The organism is Hydrogenophaga sp. LT287 (assembly GCF_055702805.1).
The window spans coordinates 323,986-348,246 of sequence record NZ_JBVPZC010000001.1; the positions used below are offsets into that span (position 1 = coordinate 323,986).

Annotated in this window: 16 protein-coding genes and 1 other RNA gene; 14 read left to right on the forward strand and 3 right to left on the reverse strand. The window is 65.0% G+C overall.

Annotated features, from left to right (window positions below):
- The first annotated feature begins 3 nt into the window (after positions 1 to 3).
- From AC0GNR_RS01535 to ftsH, 5 genes are all read left to right on the forward strand, one after another.
- Positions 4 to 2,679 carry a PD-(D/E)XK nuclease family protein gene (locus tag AC0GNR_RS01535; protein WP_472899242.1) on the forward strand — a complete coding sequence of 892 codons (2,676 nt, stop codon included), beginning with the start codon at positions 4 to 6 and terminating at the stop codon, positions 2,677 to 2,679.
- The gene (locus AC0GNR_RS01540) at positions 2,676 to 6,140 is read left to right on the forward strand and encodes a UvrD-helicase domain-containing protein (RefSeq protein WP_472899243.1); all 3,465 of its coding nucleotides are present in this window, start codon (positions 2,676 to 2,678) and stop codon (positions 6,138 to 6,140) included. Before AC0GNR_RS01535 ends, AC0GNR_RS01540 begins: the two co-directional genes overlap by 4 nt.
- Positions 6,137 to 7,477 (forward strand): TIGR03862 family flavoprotein, encoded by a 1,341-nt coding sequence (locus tag AC0GNR_RS01545; RefSeq protein ID WP_472899244.1) that lies wholly within the window; start codon positions 6,137 to 6,139, stop codon positions 7,475 to 7,477. The genes AC0GNR_RS01540 and AC0GNR_RS01545 overlap by 4 nt, the downstream gene beginning before the upstream one ends.
- Before the next feature lie 85 nt (positions 7,478 to 7,562).
- Positions 7,563 to 8,555 (forward strand): Bug family tripartite tricarboxylate transporter substrate binding protein, encoded by a 993-nt coding sequence (locus tag AC0GNR_RS01550; protein WP_472899245.1) that lies wholly within the window; start codon positions 7,563 to 7,565, stop codon positions 8,553 to 8,555.
- A 144-nt stretch (positions 8,556 to 8,699) separates the two neighbouring features.
- Positions 8,700 to 10,541 (forward strand): ATP-dependent zinc metalloprotease FtsH, encoded by a 1,842-nt coding sequence (gene ftsH / locus AC0GNR_RS01555; RefSeq protein ID WP_472899246.1) that lies wholly within the window; start codon positions 8,700 to 8,702, stop codon positions 10,539 to 10,541.
- Here the strand turns inward: ftsH and ffs are convergent.
- Positions 10,542 to 10,638, reverse strand: an RNA gene (gene ffs, locus AC0GNR_RS01560) — signal recognition particle sRNA small type.
- 108 nt (positions 10,639 to 10,746) lie between these two features.
- Between ffs and dnaX the strand changes: the two genes are divergently transcribed.
- The 5 genes from dnaX (at position 10,747) to AC0GNR_RS01585 (ending at position 15,544) form a co-directional block, all read left to right on the forward strand.
- Positions 10,747 to 12,663, forward strand: a complete 1,917-nt coding sequence (gene dnaX, locus AC0GNR_RS01565; protein ID WP_472899247.1) for a DNA polymerase III subunit gamma/tau — start codon at positions 10,747 to 10,749, stop codon at positions 12,661 to 12,663.
- Positions 12,664 to 12,715: 52 nt separating this feature from the next.
- Positions 12,716 to 13,048, forward strand: coding sequence for a YbaB/EbfC family nucleoid-associated protein (locus AC0GNR_RS01570; protein ID WP_236965158.1), 333 nt, complete (start codon positions 12,716 to 12,718; stop codon positions 13,046 to 13,048).
- Between the two features lie 164 nt (positions 13,049 to 13,212).
- The gene (locus AC0GNR_RS01575) at positions 13,213 to 13,875 is read left to right on the forward strand and encodes a recombination mediator RecR (RefSeq protein ID WP_472899248.1); all 663 of its coding nucleotides are present in this window, start codon (positions 13,213 to 13,215) and stop codon (positions 13,873 to 13,875) included.
- A gap of 28 nt (positions 13,876 to 13,903) precedes the next feature.
- Positions 13,904 to 14,308, forward strand: coding sequence for an MAPEG family protein (locus AC0GNR_RS01580; RefSeq protein WP_472899249.1), 405 nt, complete (start codon positions 13,904 to 13,906; stop codon positions 14,306 to 14,308).
- Positions 14,309 to 14,569: 261 nt separating this feature from the next.
- Positions 14,570 to 15,544 carry an ABC transporter substrate-binding protein gene (locus tag AC0GNR_RS01585; protein ID WP_472899250.1) on the forward strand — a complete coding sequence of 325 codons (975 nt, stop codon included), beginning with the start codon at positions 14,570 to 14,572 and terminating at the stop codon, positions 15,542 to 15,544.
- A 35-nt stretch (positions 15,545 to 15,579) separates the two neighbouring features.
- On the opposite strand, the gene AC0GNR_RS01590 is transcribed toward AC0GNR_RS01585, so the two are convergent.
- The gene (locus AC0GNR_RS01590; protein ID WP_472899251.1) at positions 15,580 to 17,355 is read right to left on the reverse strand and encodes a transglycosylase SLT domain-containing protein; all 1,776 of its coding nucleotides are present in this window, start codon (positions 17,353 to 17,355) and stop codon (positions 15,580 to 15,582) included.
- Positions 17,352 to 18,125: a hydroxyacylglutathione hydrolase gene (gene gloB, locus AC0GNR_RS01595; protein ID WP_472899252.1), complete on the reverse strand. Its 774-nt coding sequence runs from the start codon at positions 18,123 to 18,125 to the stop codon at positions 17,352 to 17,354. The genes AC0GNR_RS01590 and gloB overlap by 4 nt, the downstream gene beginning before the upstream one ends.
- Positions 18,126 to 18,446: 321 nt before the next feature.
- Between gloB and AC0GNR_RS01600 the strand changes: the two genes are divergently transcribed.
- From AC0GNR_RS01600 to AC0GNR_RS01615, 4 genes are all read left to right on the forward strand, one after another.
- On the forward strand, positions 18,447 to 19,268 hold the full coding sequence (locus tag AC0GNR_RS01600; RefSeq protein ID WP_472899305.1) for a class I SAM-dependent methyltransferase: 822 nt from the start codon (positions 18,447 to 18,449) through the stop codon (positions 19,266 to 19,268).
- 75 nt (positions 19,269 to 19,343) lie between these two features.
- Positions 19,344 to 19,778, forward strand: a complete 435-nt coding sequence (rnhA, locus tag AC0GNR_RS01605) for a ribonuclease HI (RefSeq protein WP_472899253.1) — start codon at positions 19,344 to 19,346, stop codon at positions 19,776 to 19,778.
- Between the two features lie 146 nt (positions 19,779 to 19,924).
- Complete coding sequence (locus AC0GNR_RS01610; protein ID WP_472899306.1) at positions 19,925 to 21,097, forward strand: efflux RND transporter periplasmic adaptor subunit; 1,173 nt, start codon at positions 19,925 to 19,927, stop codon at positions 21,095 to 21,097.
- A 55-nt stretch (positions 21,098 to 21,152) separates the two neighbouring features.
- A complete protein-coding gene (locus tag AC0GNR_RS01615) occupies positions 21,153 to 24,242 on the forward strand; it encodes an efflux RND transporter permease subunit (RefSeq protein WP_472899254.1) in 3,090 nt (1,029 codons plus the stop codon).
- The last annotated feature ends 19 nt before the right edge of the window (positions 24,243 to 24,261 follow it).

Here is a 24,261-nt window from a genome sequence, read left to right on the forward strand (position 1 = left end):
CCCATGACGCCTCCCAGTCCCGCCTTCTCCCCTGTTGACCACCCTGCACCGCGAGCTTGGCACACCCTGGTGCAACGCATGGAGCAGGCCATGGCTGTCAGGCAGTCGGCTGCCGGTCGCACGGTGGTGCTGGTGCCCTACGCGCAGCTCATGGATGCCGGGCGCCGCGCCTGGGCGCGGGCACATCCCAGTGGGTTTTCGCCTCGTTTTGAGTCCACCCGCAATTGGGCCTCGTCGCTGCAGCCGTTTTTGCCGGGACCAACCGACCTGAGCATGGACACGGCACGCGACAGCCTGGTGGCTGCCGCCTTCATCGACCGCGTGGCGGCCGGACGGCTGGACGCTTCGCTGCGCTCGGTCATGGTGGCGCGCCTGGTGGAGGCTGCCCGCCAGCTCGCGCCGCTGGCCGCCGCGGTGCATCCCGACCAGCGACTGGCCTGGGCCGATGCTCGCCGCGACGCACTGGCGCAGGGCAGCGTGCAGGCGCTGCATTGGGAGGGCTTGCTGGCCTCGCTCGCGCTGGCGTGGGTGAGCACCTCGGCTTATGCCACCGATGTGCTGTGGGGTTCGTTGGCTCGGCCGGGAGATGTGGCAGACACTTTGTTGGTGTTGCAGGGGTTTCAACAGGACCCGCTGGCCAACGCGCTGGCGGCCCATTGGAGCGAGCGCGCGGCGTTGCTGGAGTGGCACGACAGCGACTCACCGCAAGCTGAACTTGGCACACCGCGTTTGCATGCGTGTGGCGATGCAGAAGACGAGGCCCAGCGTGCAGCCGCCTGCGTGCTGGGCCATGCGAATGCGGGGCGGTTGCCCGTGGCCCTGGTGGCCAACGACCGGCTGCTGACCCGGCGCGTCAGCGCCATGTTGCAGGGCGCAGGTTTGGCTGTGCGCGACGAAACCGGCTGGAAATTGTCCACCACACGCGCTGCAGCGCATCTCATGAGCCTGCTGCGCGCTGCGGATGGCCGCGCGCGCATGGACGATGTGCTGGACATGCTCAAGCAAGCCGGTGCCTGGCCCGAAGCGCAGGTGCTGGCGCTGGAACAGCTGGCGCGCGATGCCCAGGTGTCGCTGTGGCGTTCGGCGGTTGCGTCGCAGCGTCTTGCGCCTGCGCTGCCGCCAGGGTTGGTCACCGTGCTGTCGGGCCTGCAGCCCGCGCGCCCGCTGGTGCGCTGGTTGCAAGACTTGGCCGCCGCACTGGTGGCGGTGGGCCTTTGGGACACCCTGACCGAAGACCCCGCAGGGCAGCAATTGCTGGCGGCGCTGCGCTTGGGTGACGGTGCGGCGCACGAGCTGGAATCGGTCGCCGACGCGCTGCTCGGCCAAGAAGCCGAAACCCCGCGCGCTGCCCGTGCGGGCGCAAAACCCGGCGCTCGGTTGTCGTTGTCGGCGTTCACCGCCTGGGTGCGCGACGTGCTGGAGGGCGCGAGCTTCATGCCGTTCAGCCCTGGCCCGGCGGCGGTGGTGATCTTGCCCATGGCGCAGCTGCTGGGGCGCCAATTTGCCGCCACGGTGGTGCCGGGGTGTGACGAGGCCCACCTGAATCCGAGCCCGGAACCGCCCGGGCAATGGACCCCCGCGCAGCGCGAAGCCCTGGGCTTGCCGGCACGCGAGGTGCTGGCGCAATCGGCCGCGCAGGCCTGGCAGACTACCTTGACACTGCCGCAGCTCGATGTGTTGTGGCGCACGCAAGAGCGCGGCGAAGCGCTATTGCCCAGCGCATGGGTGCAGGCTTTGCTGCCGCTGGGTGCCGCCGCGCAAGCCTGCGCTGCAACCGACCCTCGACCCGAGCGCGTGCTGTATTCCCAGCCTCAGCACCCCCCAGAGCCGTCGGCGGGCGATGTGCTGCCCGAATCCCTTTCAGCCAGCGCCTACCAGGACTTGCGCGACTGCCCCTATCGGTTTTTTGCCTTGCGGCAGCTGCGTCTGGTGGACGCGGCCGAACTGGAGGCCGAGCCCGACCAGCGCGACATGGGCAACTGGCTGCACGCTGTGCTGCGGGCGTTTCACGAGGCGCGTGGCGACGCGCGGCCTGGCACCGCGGCTGACCGCGCCGAACTCGACCGCCTGGGCGAGACCATGGCCGATGCCATGGGCCTGAACGCGGGGGAGGGCGGCGCCGGGTTTTTGCCCTACCAGGCCGTGTGGCCTGCGATGCGCGACGGTTACCTGGACTGGCTGGCCGGCTTTGAAGCCACCGAAGGCCGCGCTGGCCCGCGGTTTGAGCAGGCCGAGGCCGCGCTCACCGCCCACGCGGGCGTCTGGAAGCTGTACGGCAAGCTCGACCGCATTGACCAGCAAGACAGCCCCGAAGGCGCGATTCCGTTTGTGATTGACTACAAAACCGAAGGCCGCCCCAAAACCCTGGAGCGTGTGAAAGAGCCCTTGGAAGACACCCAGCTGGCCTTTTACGCCGCGTTGCTGCCCAGCGAAAACGTGCGGGCAGCCTACCTCAGCATCACCGACAAACGCGGCGACAACGTCAAGGACGCCGCCACCGTGCTGGTGGAGCAACCCGACGTGCTGATGGCTCGTGAGGCGCTGGTGGCCGGCCTGGCGCACGACATGGCGCGCGTGGCCGCTGGCCAGGCCATGCCCGCGCTGGGCGAAGGCCGGGTGTGTGATTTTTGTGCAGCCCGCGGCCTGTGCCGCAAGGATTTTTGGAGCACCGGCCCATGACGCCAGCCGCTTACCGCATCAACGGCGCCCAGGTGCTGCGCGAAGCGTTTTACGCCGTGGCCTGCGACCCGGCGCGCAGCATTGCCGTGGAAGCGTGCGCGGGCGCGGGCAAAACCTGGATGCTGGTGTCCCGCATCTTGCGTGCTTTGCTCGACGGCTGTGCGCCGCAAGACATTCTGGCCATCACCTTCACCAAGAAAGCGTCAGGCGAGATGCGCGACCGGCTCAACGCCGAACTGCGCCGCTGGGCGGGTTTGTCGGACGAAGCGCTGGCCGGCGAGCTGCGCGCCCGAGGGCTCAGTGAGTCCGACGCGCTGCGCCGCACGCCAGAGGCCCGCAGCCTGCACCCGCGCCTGACCGCGCTCGGCCGCCCGGTGCAGGTGCGCACCTTTCACGGCTGGTTTGCTGCGCTGCTGCGCGGGGCGCCCCTGTCGGTGCTGCAAGAACTGCAGTTGCCGCCCCAATACGAGCTGCTGGAAGACGACGCACAGGCGGTGGCCTTGGTGTGGCCCCGGTTTTATGCCGCTCTGGCCGCCAGCCCGGACGACCGGCACGACTTTATGGACAGCGTGGCCCAGCACGGCCGCCACCAGACTCTGAAGGCGCTGGAGAAAGCGCTGCAAAAGCGGGTTGAGTTTGCGCTGGCCGACGCCGCCGGGGTGGTGGAAGCGTCGGTGCAGGCATTTGGTGCGCTGTTTCCGCGCTGGGCTGGTCTGGCCTCGCCCGAGCTCGCTTTGCTGGCGCCCGGTGCGCGTGAGCGCTGGCTGGCCTGGGCCAAGGCGCTGGGCGGCGAAACCAACAAGACGCCCAAGGTGGCTGCGGCAGGCGTGGTGGATGCGTTTGCGCTGGCCGACGAGCCCTCGCTGATGCCCCAGCGCCTGGCGCTGCTGCGCAAAGCTTTTTTTGTGGCCACGGAAGACCGGCTTACCGCCAACCTCACCAAGTTCGCGGCGGCGCAAGAAGCCGAGCCCGAGTTGCAAGACCTGTGCAGCGCCCGGCGCCAGCACCAGGCCTGGCAACACCACCAGCGCATGGCGCGGCTGTCGCGCGTGCTGCTGGCCGCTTTCGGCGCACTCAAGCGCGAGCGCGGCTGGGTCGACATGAACGATGTGGAGGGTGCGGCCTTGCGCTTGCTGGGCGATGCCGAGCTGTCCGGCTGGATGCAGCAGCGGCTGGATGCCCGGGTGCGCCATGTGTTGATCGACGAATTTCAGGACACCAACCCGCTGCAGTGGCAGGCGCTGTATGGCTGGCTGTCGGCCTACGCCGGTGCCGGCCCGGGTGAGGCGCCCTGTGTGTTTCTGGTGGGTGATCCCAAGCAATCCATCTACCGCTTTCGCCGCGCCGAGCCACAGGTGTTCAAGGCCGCGCAGGCGTTTGTGGTGGACGGCCTGGCGGGTGCGCTGCTCAGTTGCGACCACACCCGCCGCTGCGCGCAAGGCGTGGTGGGCGCCCTCAACACCGCCATGCTGACGGCGGTGCAAGCGGGCGAATACAGCAGCGACTACCGAGAGCACACCACCGAAAGCGCCGAGCCGGGCGCCGTCCTGGTGCTGCCCCAACTGGCCCGAAGCCTGCGCGAACGGCCCGGGCGCGGCGCGGCTGACGAACCCGTGTGGCGCGACAGCCTGACCATGCCGAGGGTGTTCCCGGAAGACACCATGTCGGCCCTGGAGGCGCGCCAAGCGGCCGACTGGGTCGCCAGCGAAATCGCGTCGGGCCGCGTCAAGGCCGACGACGTGATGGTGCTGTCGCGCCGGCGCGAGCGCCTAGGCTGGATGCACGCCGCACTGCTGGAGCGGGGCGTTGCCAGTGAACAACCCGAAAAACTCGACCTTTGCGAAGCGCCGGCGGTGCAAGACCTGGTGGCCTTGCTCGACGTGCTGGTGTCGCCCCGGCACGACCTGAGCCTGGCCCGTGCGCTCAAGTCGCCCCTGTTTGGCTGGGGCGACGACGCACTGGCTCAGCTGGCGCGTTTGCGCCTGCGCTGGACCGTGCGCGGTGATGCCCAGGGCGACGCGACCGATGTGCTGGATGCTGTCTCCGGGGCGATGGCCACGGTGTTCACAGTCGCCAAGCCCTCGTGGTGGGACGTGTTACAGCGCTTTGCTGCGCTGCCCGCCGAAGAGCAAGCGGCCTTGCTGCAGCGCCCTGCGCACAGCAGCGCCGTAGCGGCAGCGCAGAGCGCAGACTTTGTGGCCACGGCCCAGCGCCTGGCGCTGTACCGCGGCTGGGTGCAGCGCTTGCCGCCGCACGACGCGCTGTCGGCGCTGTACGACCACGGGGACGTGTTGGCACGGTTTGCGCAAACCGTGCCGGCCAGCCAGCGCGCTGCCGTGCTGGCCCAGTTGCGCGACCTGCTCGCCCACTCGCTGGCGCAAGACGGCGGGCGTTTTCTCACGCCTTACCGCCTGGTGCGCGCGCTCAAGGCCGGTGGTATCAAAGCCACGCCCACCCAGACGCCGGGCGCTGTGCGCCTGCTCACCATTCACGGAGCCAAGGGCCTGGAAGCGCACACCGTGCTCATGCTCGACACCGATTCCGGCTCCTCCAAGGGTGACAACATGGGCGTGCTGGTGGACTGGCCGGGCGAAGACGCTGCACCGCGCCGTTTTGTGTTTCTGGCCAGTGAAAAATCGCCTCCGGCCTGCGCTGCCGGCGTGTTGCTGGTGGAGCAGCAGGCGCGCGCGCTGGAGGAGCTCAACGCGCTGTACGTGGCACTCACCCGGGCCGAACACCGGCTGGTCATCTCCAGCTTCGAGCCGCACCAGCGCGGCAGCGCCGCCAGCTGGTACCAGCGCCTGCAGCCCCTGGCCCAGCCGCTGGATGCACCTGAAGCGGCCGATGGGCTGCCGACTACCCCCGCTGCACAGGGTGTTGCCACACAGTTCGCGCTGCCCAGCCTGCCGGCCTATGTGCCGCCAGCGGGCGGGGTGACGGAGCCCGACAGCGAACCGCCAGCCTCAGAGCTTGCTGACGAGCACACCCGCATCGGCCTGGCCTTGCACCGCTTGCTGCAGTGGTGTCCCACACCCGTCGCAGGCTTTGAATGGACGCTCACCCATGTGCAGGCCGCCGCTCGCGAATTTGGTCTGAGTCTGGCGCAGGCGCAAGACGCGTTGGCCATGGCACAGCGCATCGTGGCGGGCCCGGCCGCCTGGGCCTGGGACGCCGTCCAGCTCGACCACTGGGGCAACGAAGTGGAGCTGTTTCACCAAGGTGAGCTGCTGCGCCTGGACCGGCTGGTGCGCCGGCGCGGCACCCCCATGGCGCCGGGCGATTGGTGGGTGCTCGACTTCAAAACCGCCGAACACCCCGAACGCCAGCCCGCGCTGCTGGCGCAAATGCGCCGCTACCAACAGGCACTGGCCGACACCCGGCCTGGCGAGGCGGTGCGCCTGGCCTTCATCAACCCCCAGGGCCTGCTGCTGGAAATCACGCCCGAAATGCTTGCGACATGACCGATCGTCAACACCCGTTTTCACCTGAATCTGCCGCCCAAGAACCCGCCTGCTTGTCGGTCGACGTCGCCATCGTCGGCGGCGGCCCGGCCGGTCTGATGGCCGCCGAAGTGCTCAGCCGTGCCGGCCTGGCGGTGCATGTGTTTGACGCCATGCCGTCTGTGGGCCGCAAATTTTTGCTGGCTGGCAAAGGCGGCATGAACCTGACCCACGCCGAACCGCTGGAGCCTTTCATTGGCCGGTATGGCCCACGCGCAGAGGCCATTCGGCCGCTGCTGGAAGCCTTTGGCCCGCAGGCGGTGCGCGACTGGGCTTCTGGCCTGGGCATTGAAACCTTTGTGGGCAGCTCACAGCGGGTGTTTCCCACCGACATGAAAGCGGCGCCCCTCTTGCGCGCCTGGTTGCATCGGTTACGCCACCCACAAGGCGGCGGTGTGCCGGTGCAGTTTCATATGCGGCACCGCTGGCTGGGCTGGCACGGCGCGGACGCCAAGCAAGCCCGCTTTCAAACGCCGCAAGGCCCACTGACCGTGCAGGCGCGTGCCACCGTGCTCGCGCTGGGCGGTGCCAGTTGGGCGCGGCTGGGCTCGGACGGCGCCTGGGTGCCCTGGCTGCAGTCGGCAGGCATACCCGTGGCGCCCCTGCAGCCCAGCAACTGCGGCTTTGACGTGGCGGGCTCTCCGGTGCACGGCACGGCAGCGGGCTGGAGTCCTTTCTTTGCCACCCGCTTTGCAGGTCAGCCGTTCAAGTCGGTGGCGATCCGCTTTGCGGCGAGCGACGGGCAGATTTTTGAGCGCCGGGGCGAGTTTGTGGCCACCGCCACCGGCGTCGAGGGCAGCCTGGTGTACGCCGTGTCCAGCCTGCTGCGAGACGCCATTGCCCAACACGGCAGCGCCACGTTTGAGCTTGATTTGTTGCCCGACCGCCGCGCTGAATACGTGTTGGCGCAGGTGGCCCACCCGCGCGGATCGCGCAGCCTGTCGGCCCACCTCAAAAGCCGGCTGGGTCTGGACGGCATCAAGATGGCGCTGCTCAACGAGCTGCTGGACAAAGACACCTTGCACGACGCCCCGCGGCTGGCCGCCGCGATCAAGGCGCTGCCCGTTCGGGTGGTGGCGGCGCGGCCGATCGACGAAGCCATCAGCACCGCCGGCGGCGTGCAATGGCCCGCGCTGGACGCCGCGCTGATGGTGGCAGCGCGGCCCGGCGTGTTTTGTGCCGGCGAAATGCTCGACTGGGAAGCCCCCACCGGCGGCTATTTGCTCACCGCCTGCCTCGCTAGCGGCGTGGTGGCGGGGCAGGGCGCGGCGGCCTGGCTAAAAGGTGTGGCTGCATAGGTGGTTTGGCATGTCATCGGGGCGTCACCCTGACTGCATAAGCTCTGAAATATCGTCACGCGGTCTTTTTTTCAGGAGTTGGTGCATGTTTTTCAAACCCTCAGTGCGGCGCACATGGCTCCAGTGCATGGTCTTGGGTGCGATCGGCCTCGCCGGGCCGCCCGGCCTCGCTGCCGCTTTTCCAGAACGCCCCATCAAGATCGTTGTGCCGTTTGCCCCCGGCGCCGGTACCGACACCATGGGGCGGCTGGTGGCTGGCAAGCTCGCCGAGTTGCTCAAAACCCCGGTGGTGGTGGAAAACCGGGTGGGTGCCTCGGGCGCCCTGGGTGCGCAAGCCGTGGCCCAAAGCGCCCCCGATGGTCACACCTTGCTGCTGGCTGCTGCGCCGTTCACCACGGTGGCCGCGGCCCTGCCGGCGGCGGGGTACCACCCCCTGACCGGGTTTGTACCGGTCGGCATGATCGCGCAAGGGCCCCTGGTCTGGGTCGCCAACAACGCATTGCCTGCCAACACTTTGCCCGAGCTGCTGGCGTTGGCGCGCCAGCGCCCGGGTGCGCTCAACTACGGGTCTGCCGGTGTGGGCGGCGTGAACCACCTGGTGCTGGAGTCGCTCAAGGCACGCACTGGCACCTACATCACGCACATTCCCTACCGCGGCATCGCGCCCGCCACCGTGGACGCTCTGTCCGGTGAAATCCAACTGCTGACCGGAACCATTCCGGCGCTCGCACCTTACATCCGCGACGGGCGCCTGAAAGCGCTGGCGGTGACCAGCCAGCGCCGTTCCAGCGCGCTGCCCCAGGTTCCCAGCATGGAAGAAGCCGGCCTGCCAGGCTTCAACGTGTTGAACTACTTCGCACTGGTGGCGCCGCGTGGCACGCCCGCGTCGGTGGTGCAGACCCTCAACGCGGCCCTGGCGGTGGTGGTTGAACGGCCCGACGTGAAGGCCCGTCTGGCGCTGGATGCGCTGGAGCCTGCCACCGGTACACCCGCCGCACTGGAGGCGTTTTTGCTGAAAGACTTTGAAGGCTGGAAGCAGGTGGTCAAGCAGCAAAACCTGAAGATCGATGCGTTCTGATTGATACCGCTCAGCGCCAGGCTTGAAAGGTCCAGCGCTGACGGCTGCCGTTGGGCTCTTGGCGCCCTGGGCTGGGTAAGATGATTTCGGTGGTTTTTTACCGCCCGTTTCACTTGCCTTTACCCCGAGACAGGAGCCCAACCCATGCCAGCCGACCCCAAGACGCCTTTGAACGTGGGTTACTGGTTGCTGGCACTGTTGGCACTGGTGTGGATACAGTCCACCTGGCAGGCTGCGCGCACCGTGGAGCCCGTGCCCTACAGCCAGTTTGAGCAAGCGCTGAAAGAAGGGCGCGTGGCCGAAGTGACGGTGGGCGACACCACCATCACCGGCAAGCTCAAGTCGCCCGAGCCCGGCGGCAAAACCGTGATCGTGGCCAACCGGGTTGAAACCGACCTCGCCGCGCGCCTTGCGGCTTTTGATGTGCCCTACACCCGCGTCATTGAAAGTACCCTGCTGCGCGACCTGTTGTCTTGGGTGCTGCCCGCCCTGGTGTTTTTTGGTGTGTGGTTTTTCCTGATCCGGCGCCTGCTGGACAAACCCGGCGGCGGCATGGGCAGTTTCATGAGCATCGGCAAGAGCCACGCCAAGGTGTATGTGGAACGCGACACCGGCGTCACCTTTGCCGACGTGGCCGGCGTGGACGAAGCCAAGGCCGAGCTGCAGGAAATCGTGGCCTTTCTGAAAGACCCTCAGGGCCGTGGGCGTCTGGGTGCGCGTTTGCCCAAAGGCGTGTTGCTGGTCGGCCCGCCAGGCACGGGCAAAACCCTGCTGGCCAAGGCCGTGGCGGGCGAAGCGGGCGTGCCCTTCTTCAGCATTTCAGGCAGTGAATTTGTAGAGATGTTTGTGGGCGTGGGGGCGGCCCGGGTGCGCGACCTGTTTGAGCAGGCGCGGTCCAGGGCGCCGGCCATCATTTTCATTGACGAACTCGATGCCTTGGGCCGTGCACGGGGCGCCGTGTCGCCCATTGGCGGCCACGACGAGCGCGAGCAGACGCTGAACCAGCTGCTGGCCGAGCTGGATGGTTTTGACAGTTCTTCGGGCCTGGTTTTGCTGGCCGCAACCAACCGCCCTGAGGTGCTGGACCCGGCCCTGTTGCGCGCCGGTCGGTTTGACCGGCAGGTGCTGGTGGACCGACCGGACAAGCTTGGTCGTGTGCAAATTTTGAAAGTTCACATCAAGAAAATCCGGCTTGCCCCACAAGTGGACCTGGAGCAGGTGGCGCAACTCACCACCGGTTTTTCGGGTGCCGACCTGGCCAACCTGTGCAACGAAGCCGCCCTGGCTGCCACCCGGCGCAACGCACCCGAAGTGGCGCTGGTGGACTTCACCACCGCGGTGGAACGCATCGTGGCCGGGCTTGAGAAGAAAAACCGCGTGCTCAACCCGCGCGAACGAGAGGTGGTCGCCTACCACGAGATGGGCCATGCGCTGGTGGCCATGAGCCTGCCCGGCACCGACAGGGTGCACAAGGTGTCCATCATTCCGCGCGGCGTCGGTGCGCTGGGCTACACCATCCAGCGGCCCACCGAAGACCGCTTTCTCATGACCGCGCAAGAGCTGGAGCACAAAATCATGGTGCTGCTGGGTGGGCGCGCGGCTGAAAAGCTGGTGTTTGGCCAGCTGTCCACCGGGGCTGCAGACGACCTCGCCAAAGTCACCGACATTGCCCGCGACATGGCCACCCGCTACGGCATGGTCGAGTCGCTCGGCTACGTCACTTACGAGGCCCAGCGCCAACCCTTTCTGGACGTGCCTGGCCTCATGCCCAGCGGTTGGCAGCCCAGCCAGGACACGCAGCAACACATCGACGCGGCCGTGCGCCAGATCGTGATGACCGGGTTTGACCGCGCAACGGCCTTGCTGGAGGAAAAAAGGGATGTACTCGAACGCTGTGCGCGTGAGCTGCTGAGGCGTGAGACGCTGGACGAAAAAGCCCTGCGCACGCTCACCCAGAATGGTGTGGGTATTTCAGAGAAAGAATAAGGTGACGAGCCTTGACCCCGGCACTGGCTCCACAGTTAGGGCTGCTTGGTTCCCCACCTGACCCGGTTGGCCGCTTCACCATGCGGGAAGGCCCGTCAGGAACTATTGTAGGCGAAGCGGCGGCGCTTTGCCTCGAACGCGCGCTTGCGTGCGGTCGGTCGTCGACTCACCGGGGCGCACGCGGCGGCGCCTTAGAATGGCGGCCATGTCTTATGTCGTCCTGGCCCGCAAATACCGCCCGCGCAATTTCACCGAAATGGTGGGGCAGGGCCATGTGGTTCAGGCCTTGTCCAACGCACTGACCACCCAGCGCCTGCACCACGCTTACCTGTTCACCGGCACACGCGGCGTGGGCAAAACCACGGTGTCTCGCATTCTGGCGAAGTCGCTCAACTGCCTGGGCGCCGATGGCCAAGGCGGCATCACCGCCGAACCTTGTGGTGTGTGCCAGGCCTGCACCGACATCGACACCGGCCGATTCGTGGACTACACCGAGCTGGACGCAGCCTCCAACCGGGGTGTTGACGAGGTGCAGGCGCTGCTGGAGCAAGCGGTTTACAAGCCGGTGCAGGGCCGCTTCAAGGTTTTCATGATCGACGAGGTGCACATGCTGACCAACACGGCGTTCAACGCCATGTTGAAAACGCTGGAAGAGCCACCGGAATACCTGAAATTTGTGCTGGCCACGACCGACCCGCAGAAGGTGCCGGTCACGGTGTTGTCGCGCTGTCTGCAGTTCAATTTGCGGCCCATGGCGCCTGAGACGGTGCTGGAACACTTGCAGCAGGTGCTGCAGGCCGAAAACGTGGCCTCCGAAGTGCAGGCGCTGCGGCTGATTTCGTGCGCAGCGCGCGGCTCCATGCGCGACGCGTTGTCGCTCACCGACCAGGCCATTGCGTTTGGCGGCGGGCAACTGCAAGAAGCCACGGTGCGCCAGATGCTGGGTGCCGTGGACCGCTCGTATGTGTTGCGCCTGATCGACGCGCTGGCCAGGGGCGACGGCGCCACCGTGGTGGACACCATCGACACCCTGCGCCTGAACGGCTTGAACGCGGCTTCCACCCTGGAAGAAATGACCAGCGTGCTGCAGCGCATGGCGGTGCTGCAGGCGGTGCCGGGCCGTGCCGAAGCGTCTGAACTGGAAGACCCGGACGCGGCCGAGATCATGCGGCTGGCGCAAACGCTGCCCGCCGACGAAACCCAGTTGCTCTACAGCCTGTGTCTGCACGGCCGCGGTGAACTGGGACTGGCGCCCGACGAATACGCGGCGCTCACCATGGTGCTGTTGCGCCTGTTGGCTTTCAAGCCCTCGGCCGCTGCCTCAGGCGCCTTGGCTGAAAAAAAAACTCTGAATTTCCCAGCGCAGCCTCCGGCAGCGCCAGCCGCTAGCCAGCCAGCCACGGAACAGACCCAGCGCCCAGCCGCTGCGGCGCCTGCACCCTCAGAGCCAACTGTGGCGCCCAAGACGGCAGAACCGGTGGTTGTGGCTGCTGTGCCTATACCAACACCAACACCAACACCAACACCAACACCGACGCACCAGCGCGCTACCCCTCCGTTGGCCGCACCCCAGGTGCCAGAAGACGAAGGGCCGCCCTGGGAAGAAAGCGTGCAGACCTCACGCCGCGTGGTGGCCATCCCCGTGCGCGACGCGGGGGAGCCTGGCCGGCTGGACCAGCCGCGTGTGCGGGACGCCGCTGAGCCAACAGCGGTTCAGGCCGCACCGGTGACGACGGCCGAGGGCGATTTCTGGTTTGACGCCATCATGCAGCTGGTGCGCGCTGAGACCATTGGCGCCTTGGTGCGCGAATTGGCCTTGCAGTCGCAGCTGGTGGCACGCGATGCCGGCCAGTGGGTGCTGCGCGTCGAGCGCGAAACGCTCAACCAAGCCAACGCCCGAGAGCGCTTGTCCGTGGCCCTGCAAACAATTGGGCACGAGGTGCGCCTGGCGGTCGAAATCGGCACGGTGACCGACTCGCCTGCGCTGCGGGTGGCCGCCGAAGCGGCCCGGCGCCATCGTGAAGCCGAGGCCCACATTCTGGGTGATCCGTTCGTGCAAACCATGATGCGCGACTTTGGCGGCAAAATCGTGCCCGGTTCGATCAAGCCCCTGGCCGCCTGATCGCTTCAGATCCCATTTATTCGTCTCTTGAATTCAAACCCAAAGGAAAACCATGTTCAACAAAGGACAACTCGCCGGTCTCATGAAGCAGGCCCAGGCCATGCAGGACAACCTGAAGAAGGCCCAGGACGAACTTGCGTTCATTGAAGTGACCGGGGAATCGGGCGCTGGCCTGGTGAAAGTGCTGATGACTTGCAAGCACGACGTCAAGCGCGTCACCATCGACCCCAGCCTGCTGGCCGACGACAAAGACATGCTGGAAGACCTCGTCGCCGCAGCGTTCAACGCGGCTGTGCGCAAAGCCGAAGAAACGTCCAATGAAAAAATGGGCAAGTTGACGGCGGGTATGCCGGGCCTGCCTGGCGGCATGAAGTTTCCTTTCTAAACCAAGTTGTGCGGCTTCAAGTCGGGGCGGCGCGCCGCTTCTGGGCTGGCTGCAAGCCGTCGACACTCGCTTCGGTGGTCTGACCGAACCAGCTTGCTTCGTGCCATTTCCATTGACGGCTGGTGGCGCGACAACTTGGCGTGGCCACACACAAGAAAAATTTCATGGCCGAAATTCACTCGTTAGAACTGCTGGTCCAGGCCTTGCGCCGCTTGCCGGGGGTCGGTGTGAAATCGGCTCAGCGCATGGCCTTTCACATGTTGCAGCACGACCGCGAGGGTGCGTTGCAGCTCGCGCAGGCACTGCAGCACGCGGCGTCGAACGTGAAGCATTGTGCGTTGTGCCACACCTTTACCGAAGACGATGTCTGCCCTACCTGCCGTGATCCACGGCGGGACCGCAGCCTGCTCTGTGTGGTGGAAAGTCCCGCCGATCAGGCCGCCATGGAGCGTACCGGCGCGTACAAAGGGTTGTACTTCGTGCTCATGGGCAAGCTCAGCCCCTTGGATGGGGTGGGCCCGCGGGACATTGGTTTGCAAAAACTTTTTGACCGCATCGACGCGCTGGCTCCACAGGACGAGAGCGATGAACCAGAGGACGGCGCCTTGGCACAAGCCACCGCAGGCGACATACCTTGTGAGGTCCACGAAGTGATTTTGGCCACCAATTTCACCGCCGAAGGAGAGACCACAGCACATGTGATCGCGCAGGCGCTCAAGGGGCGCGCGGTGCAGGTGACCCGGTTGGCGCGGGGCGTGCCGGTGGGCAGCGAACTGGAGTATGTGGACCTGGGTACCATCGCCCATGCTTTGGTCGATCGCCGCTGAGAGACCCCTTTTTTCAGGAAAAACCCCGATGAAACTGGCTGGATTGACCGTCGCCTACTGGGCCGTTCTGGTGGCGGCTTTGCTGCCTATTTTTTGTGCAGGCTTGGCCAAATGGGGCACGTTTTCAAAGCCGCGCGGGGCGGGAGGTTTTGACAACAACAACCCGCGTGCCTGGCTGGCCAACCAGCAAAGCTGGCGTGCACGGGCCAACGCGGCACAGGCCAACAGCTTTGAGGCTCTGCCTTTTTTCATCGGCGCCGTGATCATTGCCCATCAGCTCGGTGCTTACCAGACGCGGTTGGACGTGCTGGCCTTTCTGTTTGTTGTGTTGCGTTTGCTTTACATCATGATGTACGTGGCCGACATGGCCACCGCACGCACCCTGGCCTGGGTGCTGGCGCTGGCGGTGAACATCGCCATTTTGTTCGCCTGAGGCGGTCCCGGGGTTGCAGCAGCCCCTGGCGGGCGCCTTGGGCTGCTGCTGCCTACCTGCGCGTAACGTCTGCTTGCATGTTCCCTCGGTGGAAACCCGCTCGGGATTCGTCCCGATGCGGCACGGCACCAGCTCGCTTAACCTTGTTCCAAGTCAAAAAACAAGTGAGCAAAGGGACATGCAATGTGGGATCGCCGTGGGTGGTGTCGGTTGTGCGCTTCTGCGCTGTTGAGCGGTGGTCTGTCCAGTGCCCGCGCGCAAATGAGCCCGGCGCCTGCACCGCGCCAGGGAGCGGCGCGCGTGGTGGTTGCGGTCGACAACAAGGCCGCTTTTTGCTTTCTTCCGCTCACCATTGCTGAGCGCCTGGGGTATTTCAGCGCTGAGGGACTCGACGTGCAGATACGAGAGTTCGCAGAAGCCAATCAGTCGGTGCAGGCGGTCTTGTCGGGTGCCGCGCACCTGTATTCGGGTGGGTACAGCAGCACCATCAGCTTGCAGGCGAGGGGGCAGTCGTTTCAATCGTTTGTGTTGCAGGGGCGCGCGCCGCAGATTGTTTTGGGCGTGTCGCAGAACACGATGGGTTACTACCGTCAGCTGCGAGACCTGCGCGGTAAAAAGATCGGCATCATGGGGCCAGGCTCGGCGTCGCACCGCGTGGCCCGCTTGCTGCTGGCCAGAGCGCGCTTGAGCGCTCAGGAGGTGCAGTACATCAGCCTGCCCAACGCAGTGTCAGCGGTCGAGGCGTTTCGTGGCGGAAAAATCGACGCTATCTGCTACAACGACCCGGTGATCACCGCGCTGGAGCAGGGGGGTGCGCTGCGCGTGGTGGCCGATACCCGCACCGTGCGGGGCAATGCCGAGGTGTTTGGTGGCCCCATGCCTGCGGGCAGCCTGATCGCATCGACCGAGTTCATTGGAAGCCATCCCCGGCTGTGCCAGGCCATGACCGATGCCATGGTGCATGCGCTCAAGTGGCTGCAGACCGCCGGTCCGTCGGACATCATCAAGGCCGTGCCCGAGCGTTATTTTCAGGGTGATCGCGCCTTGTACCTGGCCGCTTTCAGCCGGGCCCGTGAGGCCTGGGCGCCCGACGGCCTGATGCCTGAACAGGGACCGGCTACCGCGGCACGCATACTGGCCCAGTTTGACGACACCGGTCCGCCGAAGCGGGTGGACCTTGAGCGAACCTTCACCAACGAGTTTGCTCGGAAGGCCAAAGCGAAGTACCGGGCTTGAGTGCTGTAACGGGCCAGCGCTGGCCCGACGGAAACTCAGGGCCGTTTGGACGACTTGGTGCTCGCGGCGACCTTTGTCACAGCCTTTTTGCTGACCAGTTGTGTTTTTCCGGTGGGTGCGGGGGTTTTCCCGGCCGGTGCGACCTTGCTTCTGGCTGCGGTTTTTTTATCTTTCTGTGGTGCGGCTTGGCCGGTTTTTTTCGTGTCAGCGATTGTTTTTCGAGGTTTTTTATTCGTTTTTTCTTCGATGCCCTCCGCTTTCTTCACCGGGGCAGATGCCAGGATCATCGCGGCGCGCTGCGGCAGCATCAGGGTAATGCGCTGACCGGGCTTTAGCCGAGCGTTGACCGCGAGTTTGTTCCAGCCTGCCGCGCTGACCGGACTCACGCCATAGCGGTCGGCCAGTTGAGCCAGATTTTCACCCTTGCGAGCGCGCACCGAGGTGCGCTTCAAAATCACTTCGGGCTGCAGACTCAGGTGGCCGTTGTCGGCCACATGCATCGACACGTCGTTGTTGTGCTGGCCGGAGCGCTGCACGAGCAAGCTGGAGCCGGCACGAACGAGCATCCGTGGAGGAATGCTGTTGATGCTGCGCAACTCACTTTCGCTCATCCCCACGCGATCGGCCGCTTGTGCCGCCGTCATGGTGCTGGGGACCACCCAGGCGGTCCAGCTGGCCAGCTGGCCACCGTGGGTTTGAAGTTTGCTTTGAAACACCGCCGCGCTGTCCCACGGCAACAAAATATTGGGTGTGCCTGCCGCCATCACCACCGGGTGCTTCAATGACGGGTTGAGCGCGCGGAAGTCTTGTTCGCTGATCCCTGAGAGGCGGGCGATGACGGCCACGTCCATGTCGCGGTCCAGGGTCACGGTGTCAAAGAATGGATGGTTACCGATCAGAGGCAGCTGGGTGCGAAACGCTTCCGGTCTGGCAATGATGTTTTTCACCGCTTGCAACTTGGGTACGTACATGCGCGTTTCCATCGGCATGTTCAGGTCGGTGTAGCGGGTCGGCAGGCCTTCGCGCTGGTTGCGGGTGATGGCCCGACTGACGTTGCCTTGCCCCCAGTTGTAGGCCGCCAGTGCCAGATGCCAGTCACCAAAGCGGTTGTGCAGTTGCTGCAGGTAGTCCAGCGCGGCGCGGGTTGAGGCCAGTACGTCGCGCCGGTCATCACGAAAAATATTCTGCTTGAGGTCGAACGACTCACCGGTGGCTGGCATGAACTGCCACATGCCAGCGGCCCGCGCGCTGGAAACCGCCTGCGGGTTGAACGCACTCTCAATGAACGGCAGCAGCGCCAGTTCCATGGGCATGTTGCGCCGCTCGATTTCTTCAACGATGTGGAACAGGTACCGACTGGACCGCTCGGTCATGCGCTGGATGTAGTCGGGCCTGCTGGCGTACCACTGCTCACGGTCGCGCACCAGGTCGGTGTCCAGATCGGGCATGGACAATCCGCGACGTATCCGGTCCCATAAGTCGGAAGGTGCGGCCAGCGTGACCACCGATGGCAGGCTGGTGTTGGCGATACCGATGGCGCTGAGCGGGGCGCCTGGCTCGCTGGCCGCCAGCGACCGAGGTCTTTGCCGGTTGGCTTCGCTGGCGGCACGCACGCCATCGGTGGGCAGGCTGCCGACATCCTGGCCGACCGTGGCGCAACCACTCAATACCAGAATGGCCAGGCCCAGCAGGCCAGCTTTGGGGCCTCGCGCTGTGACCCGTGAAGATCGATCGGTTTGGGGTGTCGTACGCTCCAGGGGGGCGGTGGGTGTGAGCAAGGCAGGGCAGGAAAAAAGCAGGGTGTGGGTCATCTGAAATCGTTTTTCCAAGTCCGAAGCGTGGCGAATACGCCTGCGTCGTCGGTGGATGCAAGGGGCTCGTGGGTGGCTGCCGCTTGGCGAACGGTGGCCTCACGGCTGCGAAGGAAGGGGTTGATCTGCTTCTCGACCCTGATGGAGCTGGGAAGCGTTGGAAAGTTCTGTGCGCGCAGCTGCTGGCACCGGGCCAAGTAGGCCTTCAGCTCGGCGTTGAACGGCTCGACCGCTTGAGCAAACTTCAGGTTGGACAGCGTGTACTCGTGGGTGCAACAGACCTGGGTGGCGTCGGGCAGGCGGCTCAAGCGGTCCAGCGACGCCAGCATCTGTGCCGGGGTGCCCTCAAACAGGCGGCCGCAGCCCCCTGAGAAGAGCGTGTCGCCGCAAAACACCAGAGGCGCACCATCGACGTTCGGACAGAAAAATGCCACGTGTCCCGCCGTGTGACCAGGCACCTTGATCACATGAAACGGCAGGCCGAGGACCGTGACAACTTCGCCGTCGTCCACCCGTTGCAGGGGCTCAGGCATTTGCTCTGCCGTGGGGCCAATCACCCGCGCTCCCGTGGCTTGCCGCAATGCTGCCACGCCGCCGGTGTGGTCTGCATGGTGGTGGGTGATCAGGATGGTGTCGAGTTGCACACGCTGCTGCTTCAACCAATGCAGCACGCCTTCGGCCTCGCCGGGGTCCACGACCAGTGCGCGCTGCGCATCGTGCAACACCCAGATGTAGTTGTCGGTGAAGGCAGGTATGGGCAGCAGTTGCATGTAAATACGCGGTGTTTAGGATTAAAAAAACAGCCGTCACAGAAACGGAAAACTCACGGAAGCCGCAAAATACGGAGTATCGCAGACGGTATCTTGTGTGTGGAACACCGGAACCGTCCTGTGGACGGGTTTTTCCTCAGGCATATGTAGATCAACAAACCTGTGGCGGTTCAGGCCCGTTCTATCGAGCATGCACCGTATCTTTCGCGCAGAAAGCCGCAGGACTGTCTGTAGTCATGTCAGCGTGACGGCAACCACAGGAGAGTCAGCACCTTGAACCCCGAACACCCCGAAGGACTTGGCGACCTGTCACCCGGCGCGCTGGGCGGCTGGCTTCAAACCGCGCCGGGGCAGTACCTGCTGGGCTGGGAGCATGCACAGTTTGATCTGGCGGTGGCAGACCTGTTTGGTTACAACGCGCTGCAGCTCGGTTTGTGTGAGTTGGATGCATTGCGCGCGAACCGCATGCCCCACCGCTGGCTGGCGCTGCCCGAAGAAGGGGTTCCGCTGGGCCCGACGTTGAACGGAAGCCTGATCAGTGAGGAAGGTGCTCGCTTGGTGGACAGCGTAGAGCACGACAAGCCTGTGCGCCGCGTGGCCTTGATCACCGATGCCGCGGCGCTGCCATTTCCAGCGGCGAGCCTGGATCTGGTGGTGCTGCCCCACACGCTGGAACTCAGCGCCGATCCGCACCAGGTTTTGCGGGAGGTGGAACGTGTGCTGGTACCCGAGGGCAGGGTGGTGATCTCGGGGTTCAATCCAGCCAGCCTGTGGGGCCTGCGGCAAGGGCGGGGCCGGCTGGGCGCACGGCTGGGGCTGTCGGGGGCTGACGCCACACCGCTGTACCTGCCCGAGGCTGGGGATTTCATCGGCCCGTGGCGGTTGCGTGACTGGCTGAGCCTGCTCGGTTTTGAAGTAGAGTCTGACCGCTACGGCTGCTACCGACCTGCGGTGAAAACCGAAAAATGGCTGCAGCGCACCGCATGGATGGACACCGCAGGGCCCCGCTGGTGGCCCATTTTCGGTGCGGTGTATTTCGTTGTGGCGGTGAAGCGGGTGCGTGGCGTGCGCCTGCTCGGGCCTGCCTGGAAACCCCGGCGTGCGACGGCCTCGGCCACCGCCGTGGTCACCAACCGCCACTGATCAAACCCTGGCGCGGAGGTGCCTGGGGTCGGCTGCGGGTGGCCCATACCTTTTCTGTTTTTTTGGAGTTTTTGATTGAATCATGTGGTGATCTATACCGACGGGGCCTGCAAGGGCAACCCCGGTCCTGGTGGGTGGGGTGTGTTCCTGAAGGCGGGCGGTCATGAAAAAGAACTGTGGGGCGGTGAACGCGAAACCACCAACAACCGCATGGAACTGATGGCAGTGATCGAGGGCATCTCGGCCCTGAAGCGGCCCTGTACCGTAGCGGTGTACCTGGACAGTGAATACGTGCGCAAGGGCATCACCGAATGGATTCACGGCTGGAAAACCAAGGGCTGGAAAACGGCCGCCAAGCAGCCCGTGAAAAACGCGGACCTGTGGAAAAGACTGGACGCCCTGACGCACGACGGCATCCACCAAATCGAGTGGCACTGGGTGAAAGGCCATGCGGGGGACCCTGGCAACGAGCGGGCCGACGCCCTCGCCAACCGGGGGGTGCCGAGTTGAGACCCCAGCCCGGGAAGCAGCTGGGTGATTGAACTTCTGCCAGCGCCTCGGTCTCTTGACTGTTACATTGATTCTTTTAAAGCCTCCTGCGGTCGCTGTTGGTCTCTTTCCAGATGATTTGAAACATGTCAAACAAGACGCTTTACATGGTGGTAGCTGCCGCGGGTATTGGACTGGCTTCTGCCGGTGCCTGGTGGTTTCAAAACCGGGCTGCATCGGCGCCGGCTGAGACCTCGTCGGGAACGCCTTCAACAAAGGTGACCCCTGCAGCAGCCGGCCGCGCGGGCGGAGTTCCGGGCGTCGAGGTGACCCAAGTGAAGACACTTCGCATTCAGGACGACGCGCAGGCCGTGGGCACGCTGCGTTCGCGCCAGAGCGTGACGCTGCGACCCGAGGTCAGCGGTCGCATTGCCCAGATTGCCTTTGCCGATGGCGCGCGCGTTCGCCGCGGACAGTTGCTTGTGCAACTTGACGACGTGCTGCAGCGTGCGGAGCTCAGCCAGGCGCAGGCCCAGTTGTCCATTGCGCGGGCCAACCTCAAGCGCAACCAGGAGCTTGTGGCAGAGAATTTTGTGGCCCAGCGGGTGCTGGACGAAAGCCAGGCCAACTTGCAGGTGGCCGAGGCCCAGGTGGCGCTGGCGCAGGCGCGCCTGCAACGCATGCGCGTCACGGCTCCGTTTGACGGCACCGTGGGTCTTCGCAGCATCAACCTCGGCGAATACGTCAAAGACGGTGCGGATCTGGTGAACCTGGAAGACACCTCGGCCCTCACGGTGGACTTTCGTCTGCCCGAGCGCTACCAGACCCGCATAGCCGCTGGCCAGTCGGTGCAAGTGCAGCTGGACGCTTTGCCCGGTCAATCTTTCGTGGCCCGCGTGCAGGCAGTCGACCCGCTGCTGGACGCCAATGGCCGCTCGGTGGCGGTGCGCGCGGTGCTGCCACCGTCGCCCGCCGGAGATCTGCGTCCGGGCATGTTTGCGCGGGTGTTGACCGTCTTTTCGGTAGACGAAGCGGCGCTGGTGGTGCCGGAAGAGGCGCTGGTGCCCCAGGGCGGCAAACAGTTTGTGTTCAAGCTGGAAAAAGAAGGCGAGGGTGATGCCGCCAAGCTCGTTTCGCGCCGCACCGAAGTGCAGTTGGGCGTGCGCCAGGGCGCGCAGGTGCAGGTGCTGGTCGGGCTGGCCGAGGGCGATACGGTGGTGGTGGCTGGGCAGCAACGGCTGCAGCGCGATGGCACAGCCGTGCGGGTGGTCGACATGAGCAAACCTGGCGGTGCACCGCGCGCTGCAAGCGCCGGCCCTGCTGCCGCGCCGGCCAAATGACCCCATTTTTCTGTCCATGACCCCTTGATGGCCCTTTTGTTCGGGAGTCCGCTGCATGCAATTGCCTGAAATTTCGATTCGCCGCCCGGTGTTTGCCACCGTGCTGTCGCTGCTGATTCTGCTGGTGGGCTGGGTGTCGTTCACCGGTTTGACGGTGCGCGAGTACCCCAAGATCGACGAGCCCACGGTCACGGTCAGCACCAGTTTCACCGGTGCCTCCAGTGAAGTGGTCGAGTCGCAGGTGACGAAAACACTGGAAGATTCACTGGCAGGTATTGAGGGTGTCGACGTCATTACTTCCATCAGCCGCCAGGAGCGCAGCCAGATCACGGTGCGCTTCAAGCTGGAGCGCGACCCCGATTCCGCCGCTGCCGACGTGCGCGACAAAGTGAGCCGGGTGCGCCAGCGCCTGCCGCAAGGTATTGACGAGCCGGTGATTGCCAAGGTGGAGGCCGACGCCTTCCCCGTGATCTGGCTGGCGCTGAGCTCTGACACGCACGATGCGTTGCAACTCTCTGATTTTGCCAACCGCCTGGCCAAGCCGGTGCTGCAAACGGCACCCGGTGCAGCCGATGTGCGGGTGTATGGCGAGCGCAAATACGCCATGCGCATCTGGATCGACCCCGACCGCCTGGCCGCCTACCGGTTGACGGTGCAGGACGTGGAAGACGCGCTGCGACGCTCCAACCTGGAAGTGCCCGCGGGCCGCATCGAAAGCACGCTGCGCGAATTCAACGTGACCGCCGCCACCGACTTGCAAACGCCGGCGCAGTTTCGCGACGTGGCCATTCGCAACATCAATGGCCAGACCATCCGCCTGGGCGACGTGGCCCGCGTGCTGCAAGGTCCGCAGGATGAGCGCACTTCGGTGCGCCTGAACGGGCGCGACTCCATTTCGCTCGGCGTCATTCGCCAGGCCACGGCCAACCCGCTGGAACTCTCCGCCGGCGTGCGCCAGTTGCTGGAAAAGGTGAAGACCGACCTGCCACCCGGTGTCAACGTGGACATTGCCAACGACAATTCGGTCTTCATTGACCGGTCGATCAAGGCGGTCTACACCACCATTGCCGAAGCCGTGGTGCTGGTGGCGCTCGTCATCTTTGTGTTCTTGCGCACCTTGCGTGCGTCCATCATCCCGCTGGTGACCATTCCTGTGAGCCTGATCGGCACCTTTGCGCTGATGGCCCTGTTTGGTTTCTCCATCAACACGCTCACCCTGCTGGCACTGGTGTTGGCCATTGGCCTGGTGGTGGACGACGCCATTGTGGTGCTGGAGAACATTTACCGCCACATTGAAGAAGGTGTGAAACCGTTTGAAGCCGCCATTCAGGGCGCTCGTGAAGTGGGCTTTGCCGTGGTGGCGATGACGCTCACTCTGGCGGCGGTGTACGCGCCGCTGGCCTTCACACCCGGGCGCACGGGTCGCCTGTTTGCAGAGTTTGCGTTGGCGCTGGCCGGTGCAGTGGTGGTGTCGGGCTTTGTGGCACTCACGCTGTCGCCCATGCTGTGCTCCAAACTGCTGCGCCACAACCCCAAGCCGGGCCGTTTTGACCGCGGCATGGAACGCGTGCTGAACGCCGTAACGCGCGGCTACAGCCGCGCGCTGGCGCTTGCCTTGAGCCTGCGCTGGGCGGTCGTGCTGGTCATGGTGGCCAGCGCGGCGGGCAGCTGGTGGCTGCTGCAAACCACCAAGCAAGAACTGGCGCCCATTGAAGACCGTGGGGTGATTCTGGCCAGCATCAACGGCCCCGATGGCGCCACCCTGGCCTACACCCGCCGTTATGCCGAAGCCATTGAGCGCATTGGCCAGGACTACCCCGAGTTCGACCGTATTTTCAGCAACATCGGCAACCCTACCGTGGCTCAGGGCAACGTGTTTTTGCGCGCCAAACCCTGGGAGGAACGCACACGAACCACGCAAGAAATTGCCCGCGAAATTGCGCCGCGCATGGCGGCCTTGCCGGGCATCAGCGCTTTCCCCATCACGCCGCCCTCGCTGGGACAGGGATTTCGCGAGCGGCCGATCAACTACGTGATCGTCACCTCGGACAGCTACGACAACCTGGCCAGAGTGGTGCGTCAGTTTCAGGACGCCCTGGCCAAAAATCCTGGTTTTGTTCAGGTGGACACTGATCTGCGCCTGAACAAGCCCGAGATCCGCATGGACGTGGACCGTGAACGCGCCGCCGACATGGGTGTCAATGTGGACGCCATTGCCCGCACGGTGGAAACCATGTTGGGCGGCCGGATCGTGACCCGGTACAAGCGCGATGGCGAGCAATACGACGTGATCGTGCAGACCGACAGCGCCCAGCGCAGCACGCCCGACGACATCGACCGCCTGTTTGTGCGGGGTCGCAACGAGGCCATGATTCCGCTGGCCTCGCTGGTGAAAATCCGCGAGGTGGTGGTGCCGCGAGAACTCAACCACTTTGGGCAACGGCGCAGTGCCTCCATCACCGCCAACCTGGCGCCCGAGCTGGCGCTGGGGGATGCGCTCCAATTCATGGACGCCACGGCCGCTGAAATTTTGCCGCCGGGCTACACCACCGACCTCAACGGCCAGAGCCGCGAGTTCAGAAGCGCGTCAGGCTCGCTGGCCATTGTGTTTGCTCTGTCGCTGCTGTTCATCTACCTGGTATTGGCGGCGCAGTTTGAAAGCTTCGTTGACCCCTTGGTCATCATGCTGAGTGTGCCCTTGTCGATGCTGGGGGCGCTGCTGGCGCTGAAGTTTTCCGGGGGCACGCTCAACGTGTTCAGCCAGATCGGGCTGATCACCCTGGTGGGGCTGATCACCAAACACGGTATTTTGATCGTGGAGTTCGCCAACCAGTTGCGTGAACAGGGACTGACCACGCTGGAGGCGGTCAAACAGTCGGCTGCGCTGCGCCTGCGACCCATCCTGATGACCACCGGTGCCATGGTGCTTGGGGCCATTCCGCTGGCGCTGGCCAGTGGCGCGGGTGCTGAAAGCCGCCAGCAAATTGGCTGGGTGATTGTGGGTGGCATGAGCCTGGGCACCTTGCTCACCATCTTTGTGGTGCCCACCATGTACACCCTGCTGGCGCGCAAAAAAACCTCGGGCGAGGTGCGCCAGGCGGGTCTGAAAGCGGTGGCTTCGCCGCTGGAAACACCGGCGAGCTGAATCGGCAAGGGAAGCCTGG